Source organism: Rhodococcus sp. 05-339-2 (genome assembly GCF_002258965.1).
In the GTDB taxonomy this organism is placed as follows: Bacteria; Actinomycetota; Actinomycetes; order Mycobacteriales; family Mycobacteriaceae; genus Rhodococcoides.
In genome coordinates this window covers 85,928-102,246 of the sequence record NZ_NOYW01000004.1, presented here as the reverse complement: position 1 = coordinate 102,246, position 16,319 = coordinate 85,928, and the positions used below count along the sequence as shown (strand labels likewise).

13 protein-coding genes are annotated in these 16,319 nt (G+C 66.1%); 8 read left to right on the top strand and 5 right to left on the bottom strand.

Going from position 1 to position 16,319, the window contains the following annotated elements; all coding sequences use genetic code 11:
* Window positions 1-53: 53 nt before the first annotated feature.
* The 4 genes from CH273_RS01480 to CH273_RS01465 all read left to right on the top strand — a co-directional run bounded on the left by CH273_RS01480 (window position 54) and on the right by CH273_RS01465 (window position 6,014).
* Complete coding sequence (locus CH273_RS01480) at window positions 54-1,307, top strand: bifunctional glycosyltransferase family 2/GtrA family protein (protein WP_032395953.1); 1,254 nt, start codon at window positions 54-56, stop codon at window positions 1,305-1,307.
* Window positions 1,304-3,358 carry a glycosyltransferase family 39 protein gene (locus CH273_RS01475; RefSeq protein WP_032395952.1) on the top strand — a complete coding sequence of 685 codons (2,055 nt, stop codon included), beginning with the start codon at window positions 1,304-1,306 and terminating at the stop codon, window positions 3,356-3,358. Before CH273_RS01480 ends, CH273_RS01475 begins: the two co-directional genes overlap by 4 nt.
* Before the next feature lie 78 nt (window positions 3,359-3,436).
* Window positions 3,437-4,687 (top strand): phosphoribosylamine--glycine ligase, encoded by a 1,251-nt coding sequence (purD, locus tag CH273_RS01470; RefSeq protein ID WP_032395951.1) that lies wholly within the window; start codon window positions 3,437-3,439, stop codon window positions 4,685-4,687.
* Window positions 4,688-4,865: 178 nt separating this feature from the next.
* Complete coding sequence (locus tag CH273_RS01465; protein ID WP_032395950.1) at window positions 4,866-6,014, top strand: pyridoxal phosphate-dependent aminotransferase; 1,149 nt, start codon at window positions 4,866-4,868, stop codon at window positions 6,012-6,014.
* Window positions 6,015-6,079: 65 nt separating this feature from the next.
* On the opposite strand, the gene CH273_RS01460 is transcribed toward CH273_RS01465, so the two are convergent.
* The gene (locus CH273_RS01460) at window positions 6,080-7,093 is read right to left on the bottom strand and encodes a threonine aldolase family protein (protein WP_230596836.1); all 1,014 of its coding nucleotides are present in this window, start codon (window positions 7,091-7,093) and stop codon (window positions 6,080-6,082) included.
* Between the two features lie 67 nt (window positions 7,094-7,160).
* Between CH273_RS01460 and CH273_RS01455 the strand changes: the two genes are divergently transcribed.
* The gene (locus tag CH273_RS01455) at window positions 7,161-7,799 is read left to right on the top strand and encodes a TetR/AcrR family transcriptional regulator (RefSeq protein ID WP_045196709.1); all 639 of its coding nucleotides are present in this window, start codon (window positions 7,161-7,163) and stop codon (window positions 7,797-7,799) included.
* A gap of 3 nt (window positions 7,800-7,802) precedes the next feature.
* Here CH273_RS01455 and CH273_RS27560 read toward each other — a convergent pair whose 3' ends face one another.
* Window positions 7,803-7,943: a hypothetical protein gene (locus CH273_RS27560; protein WP_155290808.1), complete on the bottom strand. Its 141-nt coding sequence runs from the start codon at window positions 7,941-7,943 to the stop codon at window positions 7,803-7,805.
* Complete coding sequence (locus CH273_RS01450; protein WP_032395948.1) at window positions 7,940-8,590, bottom strand: DsbA family oxidoreductase; 651 nt, start codon at window positions 8,588-8,590, stop codon at window positions 7,940-7,942. Before CH273_RS01450 ends, CH273_RS27560 begins: the two co-directional genes overlap by 4 nt.
* A gap of 152 nt (window positions 8,591-8,742) precedes the next feature.
* Between CH273_RS01450 and purB the strand changes: the two genes are divergently transcribed.
* Window positions 8,743-10,167, top strand: coding sequence for an adenylosuccinate lyase (gene purB / locus CH273_RS01445; RefSeq protein WP_032395947.1), 1,425 nt, complete (start codon window positions 8,743-8,745; stop codon window positions 10,165-10,167).
* On the opposite strand, the gene CH273_RS01440 is transcribed toward purB, so the two are convergent.
* Window positions 10,168-10,959: an HAD-IIA family hydrolase gene (locus CH273_RS01440; protein WP_032395946.1), complete on the bottom strand. Its 792-nt coding sequence runs from the start codon at window positions 10,957-10,959 to the stop codon at window positions 10,168-10,170.
* Window positions 10,960-11,027: 68 nt separating this feature from the next.
* Here CH273_RS01440 and CH273_RS01435 point away from each other — a divergent pair, with 68 nt between their 5' ends.
* Window positions 11,028-11,444, top strand: a complete 417-nt coding sequence (locus CH273_RS01435; RefSeq protein WP_032395945.1) for an HIT family protein — start codon at window positions 11,028-11,030, stop codon at window positions 11,442-11,444.
* Window positions 11,445-11,511: 67 nt separating this feature from the next.
* Here the strand turns inward: CH273_RS01435 and CH273_RS01430 are convergent, their stop codons facing one another.
* Window positions 11,512-12,633, bottom strand: a complete 1,122-nt coding sequence (locus CH273_RS01430; RefSeq protein ID WP_032395944.1) for an ABC transporter substrate-binding protein — start codon at window positions 12,631-12,633, stop codon at window positions 11,512-11,514.
* A gap of 197 nt (window positions 12,634-12,830) precedes the next feature.
* Here CH273_RS01430 and CH273_RS01425 point away from each other — a divergent pair, with 197 nt between their 5' ends.
* Window positions 12,831-16,316: a non-ribosomal peptide synthetase gene (locus CH273_RS01425; protein ID WP_032395943.1), complete on the top strand. Its 3,486-nt coding sequence runs from the start codon at window positions 12,831-12,833 to the stop codon at window positions 16,314-16,316.
* Window positions 16,317-16,319: the final 3 nt, after the last annotated feature.

Genomic DNA, 16,319 nt, shown 5'->3' with positions numbered 1-16,319 from the left:
ATTGCCAGGTTCATCGCAGGGTGGGTCCAGCTCGGGGCCCGATTCTGGTCCACATGACAACGAATTCCCTCGCACGAGCAGGCCAGCGGCCCGGCTCGAACGCCACGGCCACTCTCGAGGTGGTCATCCCGGTATACAACGAAGAGGCGGATCTCGAACAGTGCATTCGTCGTCTACACGAGCATCTGGAAGACCGGATCCCGTTCCGGTCGCGCATCACGATCGCCGACAACGCCAGTACCGACGGCACCCTCGCGGTGGCACACCGGCTGGCCGACGAGATCGAGGGAGTCCGGGTTCATCACCTGGACGAGAAGGGCCGCGGACGAGCACTCAAAGCCGTCTGGCTCGCATCGGACGCCGATGTCGTGGCCTACATGGACGTCGATCTGTCGACCGACCTCAACGCTCTGATGCCGCTGATCGCGCCGTTGATGTCCGGTCACTCGGACCTCGCCATCGGATCACGACTCAACCGATCGTCCCGGGTGGTCCGCGGTGCGAAACGCGAATTCATCTCGCGCAGTTACAATCTCATTCTGCGCACGTCGCTGCGCGCACGCTTCTCGGATGCGCAGTGCGGTTTCAAGGCCATGCGCACCGACGTCGCCCGACAGCTGTTGCCGCTCGTCGAGGACACCGGGTGGTTCTTCGACACCGAATTGCTCGTCATCGCAGAGAAAGTCGGCCTGCGTATCCACGAGGTGCCCGTCGACTGGGTCGACGACCCGAACAGCAGCGTCAACATCGTCGACACCGCCGTCAAGGACCTGCAGGGATGCTGGCGCGTCGGCCGCGCCCTGGCCACCGGCGTACTGCCGGTCGCCGAACTGCGTCGAAGCCTGGGACGGGAGCCGCTCGTGCCCGGAGTGCCGCACGGAATGATCAGCCAGATGGTGCGATTCGGCATCATCGGCATCGCCAGCACCGTCGCCTACGCGTTGCTGTACCTGGTGCTGCACTCGTTGATCGGCGCGCAGGCCGCGAACTTCTTCGGACTACTGATCACCGCGGTACTCAACACCGCGGCCAATCGCGCCTTCACCTTCGGCGTCCGCGGATCGGACGGCGCAGGCAAGCATCAACTGCAGGGACTGGCGATCTTCGGTTTCGCTCTGCTCGTCACCAGCGGATCGCTCGCGGTACTGCATGCCTGGGTGCCCGATGTGTCCCGGCACGTCGAACTCGCCGTCCTCATCGTCGCCAATCTCGTTGCCACGGTGTGCCGATTCGTCGCACTGCGGTGGGTCTTCCGTAGCTCCACGTCGTCCGATTCGCAGTCCGCCGGTTCGGAGAAGAATCTGTGACGACGACGATCGAACGCCCCGCCGCGGACGCCTCGGCCGCGCCCGTCACCTCCCCGCGATGGGAGTGGATCGGTCTGGTCGCGTTGCTGGTCGGCACCGGCGTCGCCTACATCTGGGGACTCGGTGCCTCGGGTTGGGCCAACTCCTTCTATTCCGCTGCGGTGCAGGCGGGTTCGGTGTCGTGGAAGGCCTTCTTCTTCGGATCCTCCGACGCCGCCAACTCGATCACCGTCGACAAGCCCCCGATGTCGCTGTGGTTGATGTCGTTGTCGGTGCGCATCTTCGGCCTCAACACCTGGGCGATGCTGGTGCCGCAGGCGCTCCTCGGAGTCGCCTCGGTGGCACTGCTGCGCGCCACCGTCAAGCGTCGCTTCGGCGGCGCGGCCGGTCTGCTCGCAGGCCTGGTGCTGGCCGTCACCCCCGTTGCCGCACTGATGTTCCGGTTCAACAATCCCGACGCGCTGCTCGTGCTGCTGATGATCGCATCGGTCTGGGCACTGCTTCGCGGCGTCGAGACCGGAAAGACCAAGTGGCTGTTGATCACCGGCATGTTCGTCGGATTCGGCTTCCTCACCAAGCAGCTCCAGGTGATGCTCGTCGTACCGCCGCTGGCGTTGACCTACCTGATCGCCGGACCGCCGAAGTTTGTCACCCGGCTGGTGCAGTTGTTCGGTGCACTCGGCGCGATGATCGTCTCGGCCGGATGGTGGATTCTGATCGTGGAATTCTGGCCGGCGTCGTCGCGGCCGTGGGTCGGCGGTTCGCAGAACAATTCGATCCTCGAACTCACGCTCGGCTACAACGGATTCGGTCGGCTCAGCGGTGACGAAACCGGAAGTGTCACCCCCGGCCGCGGCGGTATGGGCGGGGGTATGGGTGCCGACATGGCCGGGGGAATGCCCGGGGGCATGCCCGGTGGTATCTGGGGAGAGACCGGCATCCTCCGCATGTTCGACGCCTCCCAGGGCGGCCAGATCGCCTGGCTTCTCCCGGCCGCGTTGATCCTGTTCGTGGTCGGACTCGTGTTGCGCGGCAGAGCACCTCGAACCGACGGGCAGCGTGCGTCGCTGATCGTGTGGGGATCGTGGTTGCTCGTGACGGGGCTGACGTTCAGTTTCATGGCCGGAATCTTCCACGCGTACTACACCGTTGCTCTCGCACCTGCCGTCGCCGCACTGATCGGCATCGGCAGCGTGGTGCTGTGGCGTCGACGCGACACGTACTGGGTACGCATCGCGATGGCCGCCGCCGTGGCGTCCACCGTGGCGATGGCGTGGGTATTGTTGCGCCGCAGTGAGAGTTTCGTGCCGTGGTTGAAGTGGGCGATTCTCGTCGTCGGAGTTGTTGCCGTCGTGACGCTGCTCGTACCCGCGCTGACCCGGGGCAAGCTGGCGGCGGTGTCGATCCTGGCGGTGATGTTCGCCGGCCTCGCCGGGCCGACGGCGTACGCGGTCGACACGATCGGTACTCCGCACACCGGTGCCATCGTCTCGGCCGGCCCGAACACCGGTATGCGCGGGTTCGGCGGTATGGGCGAGGGCCGTCGCGGTCAGGGCGGTATGCCGGGCGGAATGCAGTTGCCGGCAGGCGTCCAGCTACCGGCCGGGATGCAGCCACCGGCGGGATTCCCGGGACAGGCCGGTGCTCCCGGCCAGATGCCGGGTGGTGCCGAGATGGGCGGCATGGGCGGCGCAATGGGCGGTCTTCTCGAGGGCAGCAAGCCGACCACCGCGATCACCGAGATGCTCGAGCAGGACGCCGACTCCTACACCTGGGTGGCAGCGGCCATCGGAGCCAACACGGCGGCCGGCTATCAATTGGCCACCGAGGAGCCCGTCATGCCCGTCGGCGGGTTCAACGGCACCGACCCGTCCCCGACTCTCGCCGAGTTCCAGCAGTACGTCGCCGAGGGACAGATCCACTACTTCATCGGCGGCGGAGGGATGCCGGGAATGGAGTCGGGTACCTCGGCGGAGATCTCCGCCTGGGTCACCGAGAACTTCACCGCGACCACGGTCGACAACGTGACGTTCTACGACCTCACGCAGTAACACCGAACCACCACGAAAGAGCCCCGCACCATGACAGGTGCGGGGCGCTTTCGCGTCGAGCAGATAGTCTGATGCACTGTGCGCGTACTAGTCATTGGTTCCGGTGCTCGTGAGCACGCCCTTCTACTTGCGTTGAAGGCCGATCCGTCGGTCGAGAAGCTGTTCGTGGCTCCCGGCAACGCAGGCACCGCGAAGCTCGCCGAGCAGCACGTGGTCGATGTCGCCTCCGGTGAGGCGGTGACCGCGCTGGCGAAGAAACTCGACGCCGATCTGGTCGTCATCGGACCGGAGGTTCCGCTGGTACTCGGTGTGGCCGACGCTCTCCGCGAGGCAGGCATCGCCGCATTCGGTCCGTCCGCAGACGCCGCTCGCATCGAAGGATCCAAGGCCTTCGCCAAGGACGTGATGGCAGCAGCGGGTGTCCGCACCGCGCACAGCGAAATCGTCGATTCGCCCGCCCTGCTCGACGCAGCCCTCGACCGTTTCGGCCCCAACTGGGTGGTCAAGGACGACGGCCTGGCCGCAGGCAAGGGTGTCGTCGTCACCACCGATCGGCTCGTCGCCCGCGATCACGCTGCCGAACTCCTCGAGAACGGCCACCCGGTGCTGCTCGAATCGTTCCTCGATGGACCCGAGGTGTCCCTGTTCTGCCTAGTCGATGGCGAGACCGTGGTGCCTCTGCTGCCCGCGCAGGACCACAAACGCGTCGGCGACGGCGACACCGGACCCAACACCGGCGGCATGGGCGCATACACCCCGCTGCCGTGGTTGCCCGAGGGCGCAGTCGAGGAGATCGTCCGTGATGTGGTGAAACCCGTTGCCGCCGAGATGGTGCAGCGTGGCGTGCCGTTCTCCGGTCTGCTGTACGCCGGTCTGGCGATGGGTGCCGACGGCCCGGCGGTCGTCGAATTCAACTGCCGCTTCGGTGATCCCGAGACCCAGGCGGTGCTGGCGCTGCTCGATTCCCCTCTCGGTGAGGTGCTGAACGCGACGGCGACCGGCACGCTTGCCGCACTGCCGCCGTTGCGCTGGAAGGACGGTGCTGCCGTCACCGTCGTCATCGCCGCCGAGAACTACCCCGGTCGACCGCGCACCGGTGACGAGATCCTCGGCTCCGACGGGGAAGGCGTGCTGCACGCAGGCACCGCGGTGAAGGACGGCGCAGTCGTCTCCGCGGGCGGCCGCGTGCTGAGCGTGGTCGGCACCGGATTCGACCTCACCGCCGCCCGCGACGACGCATACTCCCGTATCGCGGGAATCCGTCTGCCGGGCAGTCACTTCCGCACCGACATCGGCCTGGCTGCGGTGGAGGGTCGCATCTCGCTGTAGATGTGCTGCGTCGGCCGGGTTTGTCGAGGCCGGTCGTCGGGGGCAAACGCGCGCGCATTTGTCGGATGCGAGCGAAATCGCCTCCGAAACGACGCGATTTTGCGCGCACATGGCACATGCGCGCGCGTTTGCGAAGGCGTGAGGTACCGAGCGTCCCAGGATCAGTAGGGTCGAAACAATGCACAGTGAATCCCAGCGATCGATGGTCGAGCCGTTCCACGTGATGGATGTGTTCGCCGCGGCGGCCGAGCGGGCGCGCACTCACGGCGACGTGCTCTCGCTTGCTGCAGGTCAGCCCTCGACGCGAGCGCCCGAGCCGGTACTGCGCGCCACCCGCGAGGCCCTGGACGCGCAGCTGCTCGGGTACACCGAGACGCTGGGCATTCTGCCGCTGCGTCGCGCGATTGCCGAGTACCACAGCGCGCGGTACGGCATCTACGTCGACGCCGACGACGTGGTGATCACGACCGGGTCGTCGGGCGCATTCACGTTGCTGTTCCTCGCTGCGTTCGACGCGGGGGACACGGTCGTCATGGCCAGGCCGGGTTATCCGGCGTATCGAAACACGTTGGCGGCGTTGGGCTGTCGCGTCGTCGAACTGGATTGCGTCGAAGAGACCCGGTTCCAACCGACCGTCGCCATGCTCGAGGAACTGCCCGAGCCGCCCGCCGGGCTCATCATCGCGAGCCCGGCCAACCCCACCGGCACGATCATCGACCCCGACGAGCTCGCCGCGATCGCGCGCTGGTGCGACGAGCACGGAACTCTGTTGATCTCGGACGAGATCTACCACGGCATCGCCTACGGGGACGCGCGGACGTCCAGCGCCTGGGAGACCTCCAAGGAATCCGTCGCCATCGGATCGGTGTCGAAGTACTTCTCGATGACCGGGTGGCGTCTGGGCTGGATGCTGCTGCCGACGCGATTGCGCAGAGCCGTCGAACGATTGGCGTCGAACATGACGGTCTGCCCACCGGCGATCTCCCAGGTTGCCGCCATCGCGGCGTTCACCGAGGAGTCCCGCATCGAGCTGGATTCACATGTCGAGCGCTACGCCGTCAACCGCCGCATTCTGCTCGACGGTTTGCCGGCCATGGGTATCACCGACCTCGCACCGGCCGATGGTGCCTTCTACGTGTACGCCGACATCGCGCACCTGACCGACGATTCGCGAAGTTGGTGTGCGCGAGTGCTGTCCGAGACCGGGGTCGCTTTGGCGCCGGGCATCGATTTCGACACCGTACGCGGGAACCACACCGTGCGATTCTCGTTCGCAGGCACCACCGCCGACGTCGAGGAGGCGTTGGAGCGCCTTCGTCGCATGTGAGTGTTTCCACGTAGCAGGTTACGAGGCAGGAGGGGAGCCTGCGGAACGACGGGACGGCACGGCGCTCACATGCGGCGCAGCCGCTCCAGCGCCTCGGCGATATCGGCGGCATCGACGTCGCGGTGGGTCACGAAACGCACCTTGCCCGCGACGGTCACCGCGGCGATACCCGACTCGGCCAACTCGGTGACCGTCGATGCCGGATCGGGAACCGTTGCGAGCACGATGTTCGTCTCCGGCTCGGTCACCTCCCAACCACGCTCGCGCAAACCGGACGCGAGGGTCGACGCGTTGGCGTGATCGACGGCCAGATCACCGATCCGATCCAACGCCACGAGCCCGGCCGCAGCCAGGACGCCGCCCTGACGGACGCCGCCGCCCAACATCTTTCGTACACGCCGAGCCTCGTGAATCCTCGCGGAATCCGAGACCAACATCGAACCGACCGGCGCGCCGAGGCCCTTGCTCAGGCACACCTGAACCGTGTCCGCACCGGCAGCGAGCGAGGCGATCGGAACATCCAGAGCCACAGCGGCATTCCACAGTCGCGCCCCGTCCAGGTGCACCTTCAGCCCGCAATCACGTGCGGCGCCAACGAGATCCGACCACTCGTCCGGTCCGAACACGGTACCGCCTGCGAAATTGTGGGTGTTCTCGAGCGACAACAGCGTGGTCCGCAGCGCGAAGTACGGTCCGTCGCCGCCGGCTTTCGCGCGCACCGTCGACGCGAGGGGACGGCCGGGCCCACCGTCGTGGGGGAGGGCGTCGGGCATTCCGCCCGCCAACCATGCGGCGGTACCGAGCTCGGACCCCAGCACATGGGCGTGCTCGGGTGCCAGGAATCGATCGCCGCGCTGCAGATGCAGCATCAGCGCGATGATGTTGCCCATCGAGCCCGACGGCACCCACAGTGCCGCCTCGAATCCGAGCAGACCTGCAACGGCTTCTTCCAGTGCCGCCATCGTCGGATCGTGATCGAGGACGTCGTCGCCCACTTCGGCGTCGGCCATGGCTTTTCGCATGACCGAATCGGGTCGGGTGATGGTGTCGGAGCGGAGGTCGATCGTTCGATGTGCCACGAATACTGACAATTCCATAGCGCGAAAGCAGTCCGACGAACGGCCTCGAGCTGGCACGATGACTTGAATGTCCGCAGGTCCGACCGAGTCGCAGCACAAGGTGTCGGGTGCGACTCCGAAGGGGGTGCGCCGCCGGCAGGCACTGGCGTCGGCCGCTGCGGACCTTCTCGTCGAAGGCGGATTCGACGCGGTGCGGCACCGTTCCGTGGCCGCACGAGCCGGGCTCCCTCTTGCGTCGACCACCTACTATTTCGAGTCCCTCGGAGACCTGGTGGCCGCGGCAGTCGACGTCGTGGGCACCCGTGAGATCGATGTGATGCGCGGCCGCATCGAGGACGAGGGCAAGTGCTCGAACGAAATGGAGTCGACGGTCGACCTCATCGTCGACCTGCTGATCGGACCGCAGGACGGACACGAGCAGCTGATCGCGAGATACGAACGCTTCATCGCCTCGGCACGCCATCCCGAGCTGCGAGAGGTTCAGCTGCGCCTACGCGCCCAGATCGACGACCTGCTCACCGACGTCCTGCGCCGGTCGGGTCGAACCGTGCAGGAAGAGCAGCTTCGACGACTCGTGGCGGTGGTGGACGGAGCCGTGGTGGGCGCGCTCAGCGAAGTGGACCCCGACCCCCGCCACATGGCCCGAAGCATGTTGCTGGCCGTCATCGACATCGTCGCACCGGCGGAACAGGTGCCGGCGGACTGACTGCTACCGAGCCGAGATGTTCGGCCCCGACTCGGCCCGGTCGGTCTCGCCGGAGTCTGCATCGTGGATCGGTGGCACCTCGCACACGCCGTCCGTGCAGACGAGGCCGTGGTCGTCGCCGACGATCTCCAGAGGACCGCTCATGAGCCTGCAGCGGCCTTCTGCAGGACGTCGGCGAACACCGACGGGTCCTGCGCGCCGGACACACCGAACCGTCCGTCGATCACGAAGAACGGCACACCGCTGATTCCGTAGGCGATGGCCTGCTCCTTGTCCGCGCGCACCGCCGGCAGGAATTCCTCGGACTTCAGCGCCTCGACCACCTCGACACGGTCGAGGCCGACCTCCGCGGCCAGGTCGGCGAGGTCATCGGTGCGGCCGACGTGGCGACCCTCCTCGAAGTAGGCCGCCAGCAGGCGCTCCTTCATCTCGATCTGCTTGCCCTTCGACTTGGCGAAATGCAGCAGCTCGTGCGCCTTGACTGTGTTGGTGTGCTGCAGGGCGTCGAAGTCGTACGCGAGCCCCTCGCCTGCGGCCAGCTCGGTCATCTGCCCCAACATCTGCGTGACCTGGGCGGCCGGCATGCCTTTGTGGGAGACGAGAAAGTCGACCTCGCTGCCGTCGAAGTCGACCGGTGTGTCGGGTGCCAGCTCGAACGAGTGGAACTCCACCTCGAGCGTCCCGCCGTCGGCGGTGAATTCCGCGGCGCCTGCCTCGAAACGGCGCTTACCGACGAAGCACCACGGGCATGCGATATCGGACCAGATGTCGACCTTCACTGTTCGGCTCACGACGCCTCCAACAGCGGAATGCGCTGCGGTTATTCCACGCGGCGTCGACGGGCGAACGAGACGCGTGCACGAACGCGGGCGGTCGGTGGTGCAGTCCTTTCCGAAAGAGTGCAGTCGTCTTCCGAGGCCGACAACTGCGCCACGTAAGCTGGATGCTCGTGAGCATCCCGAATGTCCTGGCCACCCGTTACGCGAGTCCCGAACTGGTGGAGCTGTGGTCTCCGGAGCACAAGATCGCCCTGGAACGCCAACTGTGGATCGCTGTGCTGCGCGCGCAGTCCTCCCTGGGAGTCGACGTACCCAACGCTGCGATTGCCGACTACGAAGCCGTCGTCGACCAGGTCGATCTCGCGTCCATCGCCGAGCGTGAGCGCGTCACCCGGCACGACGTGAAGGCACGCATCGAGGAGTTCAACGCCCTCGCCGGCCACGAGCACATCCACAAGGGGCTCACCAGCCGCGACCTCACCGAGAACGTCGAGCAGCTGCAGATTCTGCGTTCACTCGAACACGTGCACGCGCACGGTGTCGCCGTCGCGAAGCGATTGGCCGAGCGCGCTGCCGAATACTCCTCCCTGGTGATGGCCGGCCGCAGCCACAACGTCGCAGCTCAGGCCACGACGCTGGGCAAGCGTTTCGCGTCCGCGGCGGACGAGCTGCTGCTGGCTCTGGCCCGGGTGCAGGAGCTGATCGCTCGTTATCCGCTCCGCGGAATCAAGGGGCCGATGGGCACCTCGCAGGACATGCTCGACCTCTTCGGCGGCGACTCCGCCAAGCTCGTTGCGCTCGAACGCATCGTCGCCGACCACCTCGGTTTCCGGCACACGCTCACCAGTGTCGGCCAGGTCTACCCCCGTTCGCTCGACCACGAGGTCGTCTCCGCGCTGGTCCAGATCGGTGCCGGACCGTCCTCGTTCGCCCACACCGTTCGCCTGATGGCGGGCCACGAACTCGTCACCGAGGGCTTCCAGGCGGGCCAGGTGGGCTCGTCGGCGATGCCGCACAAGATGAACACCCGCTCGTGCGAACGTGTCAACGGCCTGCAGGTGGTGCTGCGCGGCTACGGCTCGATGGCCGCCGAGCTCGCCGGAGCACAGTGGAACGAGGGCGACGTCTTCTGTTCCGTCGTGCGCCGCGTGGCGCTGCCCGACGCCTTCTTCGCCATCGACGGTCTCATCGAGACGTTCCTGACGGTGCTCGACGAATTCGGCGCGTACCCGGCCGTCATCGCGAAGGAACTCGACCGCTACCTACCGTTCCTCGCGACGACCAAGGTGCTGATGGCTGCCGTGCGCGCGGGCGTCGGACGCGAAACCGCACACGAGGCGATCAAGGAACACGCCGTCGCGGTGGCGCTGGCCATGCGTGAGCAGGGACTGGAACCGGACCTGCTCGACCGTCTGGCCGCCGACGATCGCCTGCCCCTCGATCGCGCTGCCCTCGATGCGGCGCTGGCCGACAAGACGGCCTTCATCGGGGCGGCCGACGCTCAGGTCGCTGCCGTCGTCTCGGCAGTGGAGCGGCTGATCGCGAAATTCCCGGCTGGGGCGTCGTACACGCCGTCGCCGATTCTGTAGTCAGGAGAGGACGTCGGGCAGGTCGGCGACCGAGTCGATCACGTGGTCGGGTTCCATCGCGAACTCGTCCGTGATGCGTCGATCGAGCATGTCCTGACGGAACTTTCCGGTGCGCACGAGCACTCCCGTCATCCCGACGACCTGGGCGGCGAGTACGTCGTTGTCGAGATCGTCCCCGACCATGACGACGTCGTCCGGGTCGACGCCCATTCGCTCGGACGCCGTCCGGAATCCCAGTGGTGCAGGTTTCCCGATGGCTTTCGCGGTGTGCCCCGACGCCTGCTCCATACCGCCGAGGTACATGCCCGTGTCGATGCGCAGCCCGGCACCGGTGCTCCACATCAGCGATCGATGCATCGCAACGACGGGTATGCCTCGGCACAGCCAGTCGTAGACGCGGCTGAGCCGCTCGTGCGTGAACTCCGGGCCTGCGCCGCCGACGACCACGACATCGGGATCATCGGACGTCTCGTCGACGAACTCGATTCCCGGCATGTCGCCTGCGATCTCGCCGTTGTTGATCAGCACCACCCGCGCGTCGGGATAGTTCTCCCGGAGATGGTCCGCAGTGAGTGACGCGGCCGTGACGATTTCGTCCGAGTGCACGTCCAGCCCCACCTCGCGCAGTGCCGTAGCGATCTGCTCACGCGTCTTCGACGTCGTATTGGTCAGGAACGCGCGCGCAATGTCCTTGCTGTCCAGGTACTTCAGAGTGTCCGCTGCCCCTGGCACCGCCTGCCACGACGTGACAAGGACGCCGTCGATGTCGAAGAGAACCCCGCCGATGCTCATCGGCAAACAGTAGTCTCCGGGTCCGGGCCCCGCAGCCTCAGAGCGCCGAGCGCCTACGCTCGGTGGCTGTGAACCCCTACACGATTTTCGCCGAGATCATTGCCGGGACGGCCGAGGCGTCGCGCGTCCACGAAGACGAGACTGCGCTTGCGTTCATGGACATCAGGCCGCTCACCAGCGGACATGTGTTGGTGGTGCCCAAACAGCAGTTCCGAACCCTGGCGGAGTTGCCACCCGAGATCGGGGCGCACCTGTTCGTGGTGGGGCAGAAGGTGGCCGCCGCTGTGCGAGCAAGCAATCCGCGTGTCGCGGGCGTCAACTTCTTTCTCGCCGACGGCACGGTGGCCGGTCAGGAAATCTTCCACGTGCACCTGCACGTCATCCCTCGGATGATCGGCGACGGCTTCGGGCTGCGGGCCCGCCCGTCGTCGCCGCAGCGATCCGAACTCGATCGGCAGGCCGCCGAGATCGCGGCTGCCCTGTAGAGAGCGAGGGCCAACACGGGACCACCGGCAGATGCGCCGGTGGTCCCGTGAAGGTGGTCGGAACGAACTATTCGGCCGTGACCTTCTTCGCCTTGGACAGTGCGTCGGCGTAGACGTTGATGGTGTTGGTGTAGCGGCTGTAGCTCTTGTTGGCGCCGTAATCCCACAGCACCATCTGTTGGTTGTCGACGGCGGAAATGGTGTCGAAGCCGGGGTAGCGGCTGGGAATGTCGGCGAGCTTCACGTCGGCCGCGTTGGCGACGTCGTGGTAGACGAACGCCACATCGGCGTCGACGGTCGACACGTTCTCCCAGGACACCTTCTTCCAGTACCCGTCGTCGGTACCGTCGGGGGTGTACATCTTCAGTCCCCAGCGCTGGTAGTCGCTGAAGTCGGGGTCCGCTGACGGATCGAGTACGTACGCGACGTCGAGTGGCCAGACTCCTACGCCGGTGAGGTCCTGGCGTTCGGAGGCAACCTTCTCGAAATTCGCGACGGCGGCGTCGTAATCGGCTTTGATGTCTGCCAGTTGCGGGGTGTCGAGGTCGACTCCGAGTGAGGACGCAAGCCCCGCGTAGTTCTCGATGGTCTTTGCCGTCGATGTCGTGTCCAAGGTGACTCCCAGGGTGGGAGCGAGCTGATCGATGGTGTCGGCCTTGGACGAATCGGCCGTGGTGGTCAGCTTGCCGAATTGCCCGAACCTCGGGTTGAACTCGCCGATGACCAGATCCGGGTCGAGGCTTGCCGCCTTCTCGAAATCGAATGTCCCCCAGCTCTCGCCGACCGATTCGATGCCGGACAGGTCGGAGCAGCTCAGAATGGGGCTGGTGCTCATCGGCGTCGTCGACCAGATGGCGACGGGTTTGATTCCGTACGACATCAGCGCTGCGGCGGATTCCTCGTCGGCGATGATTCTGGTCGGTTGCGACTCGAGCGAGATGGTCCGACCGCGGCCGTCGGTGTAGGTGAACGGTCCTTCTTCTCGATCGACTGTCTCGACGCGGTCGTTCTCGCTGCACGCGGCCGGGTTGGCGTTCAGGTCGACGACCTGGGTGCGGTGGTCTTCCAGGTCCGTGTCGTTGCTGCTGCACGCCGATGCAGCAAGAAGAACCAGGACCGCGACGCCTCCGACGAGTGCGTGCTGTCGGGATCCGAAGTGGCCCGTCCTGTGGTTGTGGTGGGAAATCATGAGTCACTTCCGTTGTGGGTCTGCCGGTCCGATGTCCTGGGCGGGTGGTGCAGGTCCGACCACTCCTCCGGGCGGACAGATGTTAGCCTGCTGAGGGTCGACTAAGCGAGGGTAGCCTTTCCTTATGCATCTGGGTGGCAAACCTCCTGGCCGCGACCGGTACGACGCACAGCAGCCGATCGAAGGGGATGCACCGAATGGATCAGCAGGGAACAGGGCTCGACGAACTGCGAACGTCGGTCGCAGAGCTGATCGGCTCCGAGCCCGACGCTGTGCCGGTCGATGCGAACCTGTTCGAGTTGGGGCTGGAATCGATCGTGCTGATGCGGTTGGTCGGTAGGTTTCGCAAACAGGGCAGTGCGGTGACGTTCGCCGACCTCGCGGCGCAGCCGACGATATCGGCGTGGTGCGAATTGGTCGGTGCCGCAGACGAACCGGTACCCCGGGCACCCGTCCCCGAGGCGGTAACGGCCGCGCGCACGCTCGACACGGACAGCTTCGATCTCGCTGTACTGCAGCATGCCTACTGGATCGGCCGCAGCGCTGAGCAGCGGTTCGGTGGTGTCTCGCCGCACCTCTACACCGAGTTCGACGGCAGCGCAGTCGATCCCGATCGACTGCGCGTAGCACTCGAAGCCGTGGCCCGCAGGCACGACATGCTGCGCGCTCGGATCACCGACAACGGACAGCAGGTGATCGAATCCACGCCAGGGTGGCGCGGGTTGACGGTGCACGATCTGCGGAGCGAGGACGACGCAACGGACGAGCTGGAACGAACTCGTCAACGCCTGACGCACCAGATGCTCGACATCGAAGCAGGAGAGGTGTTCTCGGCCGATCTGTCGTTGCTCCCGGACGGTCGAACGCGACTGCATCTGGACATGGACATGATTGCGGGCGACGCCGTCAGCTTCAGAATCCTGGTCGCAGATCTGGCCAAGGCATACGACGGACAGGTGCTTCCCACCGTCGATTACAGCTACGCGCGCTACCTCGCCGACCGCCCGCAGGATCGCCGCGAGGCGCGGGCGCAGGCACAGCGATACTGGACCGATCGACTCGACGCGCTGCCCGGTGCACCCACTCTGCCTCTGCTGGAACATCATTCGGGATCTCCGTCGGCGACCAGGCGGTCGTTTCACCTCGATTCGCAGAACTATTCGCTGTTGCAGTCGCGGGCTCGCGCACATGGCGTCACCCCGGCGGTAGCGGTGGCAGCGGCGTTCGCCGAGGTGGTCGGGGCCTGGTCACGTGAGCAGCGATTTCTGCTCAACGTTCCGATGTTCGACCGTGCCCCGACGCACCCCGCTGTCGGTGATCTCGTCGGCGACTTCTCGTCCTCGGTCATGCTGGACGTCGATCTGAGCGAGAACCTGTCGTTCGCCGAGCGGTCCCGGCAACTGAGGGCTCGACTGCACGAGGATGCCTCGCACGTCGACTACTCCGGAGTCGAGGTTCTCCGTGACCTCGGCCGTCGTCGGGGAGAACCGGTACTCGCGCCCGTGGTCTTCACCAGTGCGCTCGGGTTGGGCGAGTTGTTCGACGCCCGCGCGCGGGAAATTTTCGGGGACCCGGTGTGGATCATGTCGCAGGGACCGCAGGTCGTACTGGACGCCCAGATCACCGAACTCGACGGCGGCGTGCTGGTCAACTGGGACATTCGCGAGAACGAGTTCCTGCCAGGGGTTTCCGAGGCGATGTTCGACGCTTTCGAGACGCTGGTTCGCGGACTCGTCGTCGACGGTGACACCGTGTGGTCGGAACCGGTGGGTCGGCTGGTTCCGCCGCGTCAGCTGGTCTCACGAACTCCGTCGGCCGATGTGCCCCGAACGGACGCGTCCCAGGCAGCCGGGAACGAGTCCCTGCACCGCGCCTTCTTCGATCGCGCGTCGCAGAATCCCGATGCGGTGGCGCTCGAGTGGGGCGAGAACGAGTCGATGACGTACGGCGATCTGTGTGAACGAGCGCTGAGAGTGGCTGCGACACTGAAGGATCGAGATGTGGCAGTGGGCGACACCGTAGGGGTGACGCTGCCGAAGGGGCCCGATCAAGTGGTCGCAGTTCTCGGTGTGCTCGCCGCGGGCGGGGTGTACGTCCCGATCGGCGTCGACCAACCGGCGAGTCGCGCTGCTCTGATCGCGCGAAAAGCAGGGTTCGCGGTGACGATCGGAGGAAAGGGTGGCGACGGCCTCGCGGTGTCCGACGCGGTCCTCGGCGACGCTCTGCCCGCCCCACATCTCGGACCCGACACCGCTCCCGCGTACATGATCTTCACCTCCGGTTCGACGGGAGAGCCCAAGGGTGTGGTCGTGTCGCATCGTGCGGCGATGAACACGATCGGCGACCTGGTCGACCGATTCGCGCTGGACGAGCGCTACCGCCCGTTGTGCCTGTCCGAGTTGGATTTCGACCTCTGCACGTTCGACCTGTTCTCGGTGTTCGCCGCCGGCGGCAGCGCCGTGCTCGTCCAGGAGCACGAGCGCAAGGATCCGCAGCGGTGGGCCGCTCTGATTCGTGCGCATCGAGTCACGGTGATCAGCTGCGTACCGCCGCTGCTGGACATGGTCCTCTCCGCCGGTGAGGATCTGGGTGACTCGCTGCAGGTCGTCATGCTCGGCGGCGACAAGGTCGGTGTCGATCTCTACCGCCGACTGAGGGCAGCCGTTCCGGAATGCCGATTCGCCGGACTCGGGGGCGCAACCGAAACGGCCATCCACAACAGCATCTGCGAGGTCGTCGAGGTCGATCCGCACTGGCGTACGGTGCCGTTCGGACTGCCGCTGCGTTCGATGGCGTTGCGGGTCGTCGATGCGCGCGGGTATCCGGTGCCGGACTGGGTGCCCGGCGAGCTGTGGGTGGCAGGAACAGGATTGGCCGACGGTTACCTGGACGACCCCGAGCGCACGAGCGAACGCTTCGTCGAGGTCGAGGGATATCGCTGGTACCGCACCGGCGATCTGGTTCGCTACGGCACGGACTCGATGGTGGAATTCATCGGCCGCGTCGACAATCAGATCAAGATCAACGGGTTTCGCATCGAGCTGGGAGAGATCGAGTCGGTCCTGGTCGGCGATCCCGACGTAGCCGCCGCCGCGGCAGTTGTCGATCGCTCGGGCGCTGCGGTGGTGATGGCAGCGGTGGTGCTCTGCGATTCCGACGCGGATTCCGACGAGACCGTCGCGGGCATCACCGCCAGGGTTGCCGACCGTTTGCCTGCCCACATGGTGCCGGACCGGATGGTGGCACTGCGGGCCCTGCCGCTGACCGTCAACGGGAAGATCGATTCGGCGGCAATCGTCCGACTGTGCCGGGTGGCAGGTGATACCGAGCGGGTCAGGGCTCGTGTCGCGCCTCGAACTCGACTCGAGGGTGCACTCGCCCTGATCTGGCAGAGCGTGCTCGGTGCCGAGGAGGTGGGAGTCACCGACACCCTGTTCGCGCTGGGCGGCGACTCCGTGCTCGCGACCACCATCGTCGCTCGAATTCGCGCGGCTTTCGACGTCACCTCCGTCACGGTGAGGATGCTGTTCTCCGCGCCGACCGTGTCGGGTCTGGCGGAGTCGATGATCGCAGCCGAAGGTGACGCCGAACTGCTGGAGGCGACCGCAGAGATCTACGTATCGATCGAATCCATGACGGAGGACCAACTGCTGGCCGCACTCGACCACCAGCGCACCCCCTGAATC

Coding starts and splice junctions, on each gene's coding strand:
- CH273_RS01480 (WP_032395953.1), top strand. CDS start 54: ATGACAACGAATTCCCTCGCACGAGCAGGCCAGCGGCCCGGCTCGAAC.
- CH273_RS01425 (WP_032395943.1), top strand. CDS start 12,831: ATGGATCAGCAGGGAACAGGGCTCGACGAACTGCGAACGTCGGTCGCA.
- CH273_RS01465 (WP_032395950.1), top strand. CDS start 4,866: ATGCACAGTGAATCCCAGCGATCGATGGTCGAGCCGTTCCACGTGATG.
- CH273_RS27560 (WP_155290808.1), bottom strand. CDS start 7,943: ATGAGCGGTCCTCTGGAGATCGTCGGCGACGACCACGGCCTCGTCTGC.
- CH273_RS01430 (WP_032395944.1), bottom strand. CDS start 12,633: ATGATTTCCCACCACAACCACAGGACGGGCCACTTCGGATCCCGACAG.
- purB (WP_032395947.1), top strand. CDS start 8,743: ATGCTCGTGAGCATCCCGAATGTCCTGGCCACCCGTTACGCGAGTCCC.
- CH273_RS01440 (WP_032395946.1), bottom strand. CDS start 10,959: ATGAGCATCGGCGGGGTTCTCTTCGACATCGACGGCGTCCTTGTCACG.
- CH273_RS01455 (WP_045196709.1), top strand. CDS start 7,161: ATGTCCGCAGGTCCGACCGAGTCGCAGCACAAGGTGTCGGGTGCGACT.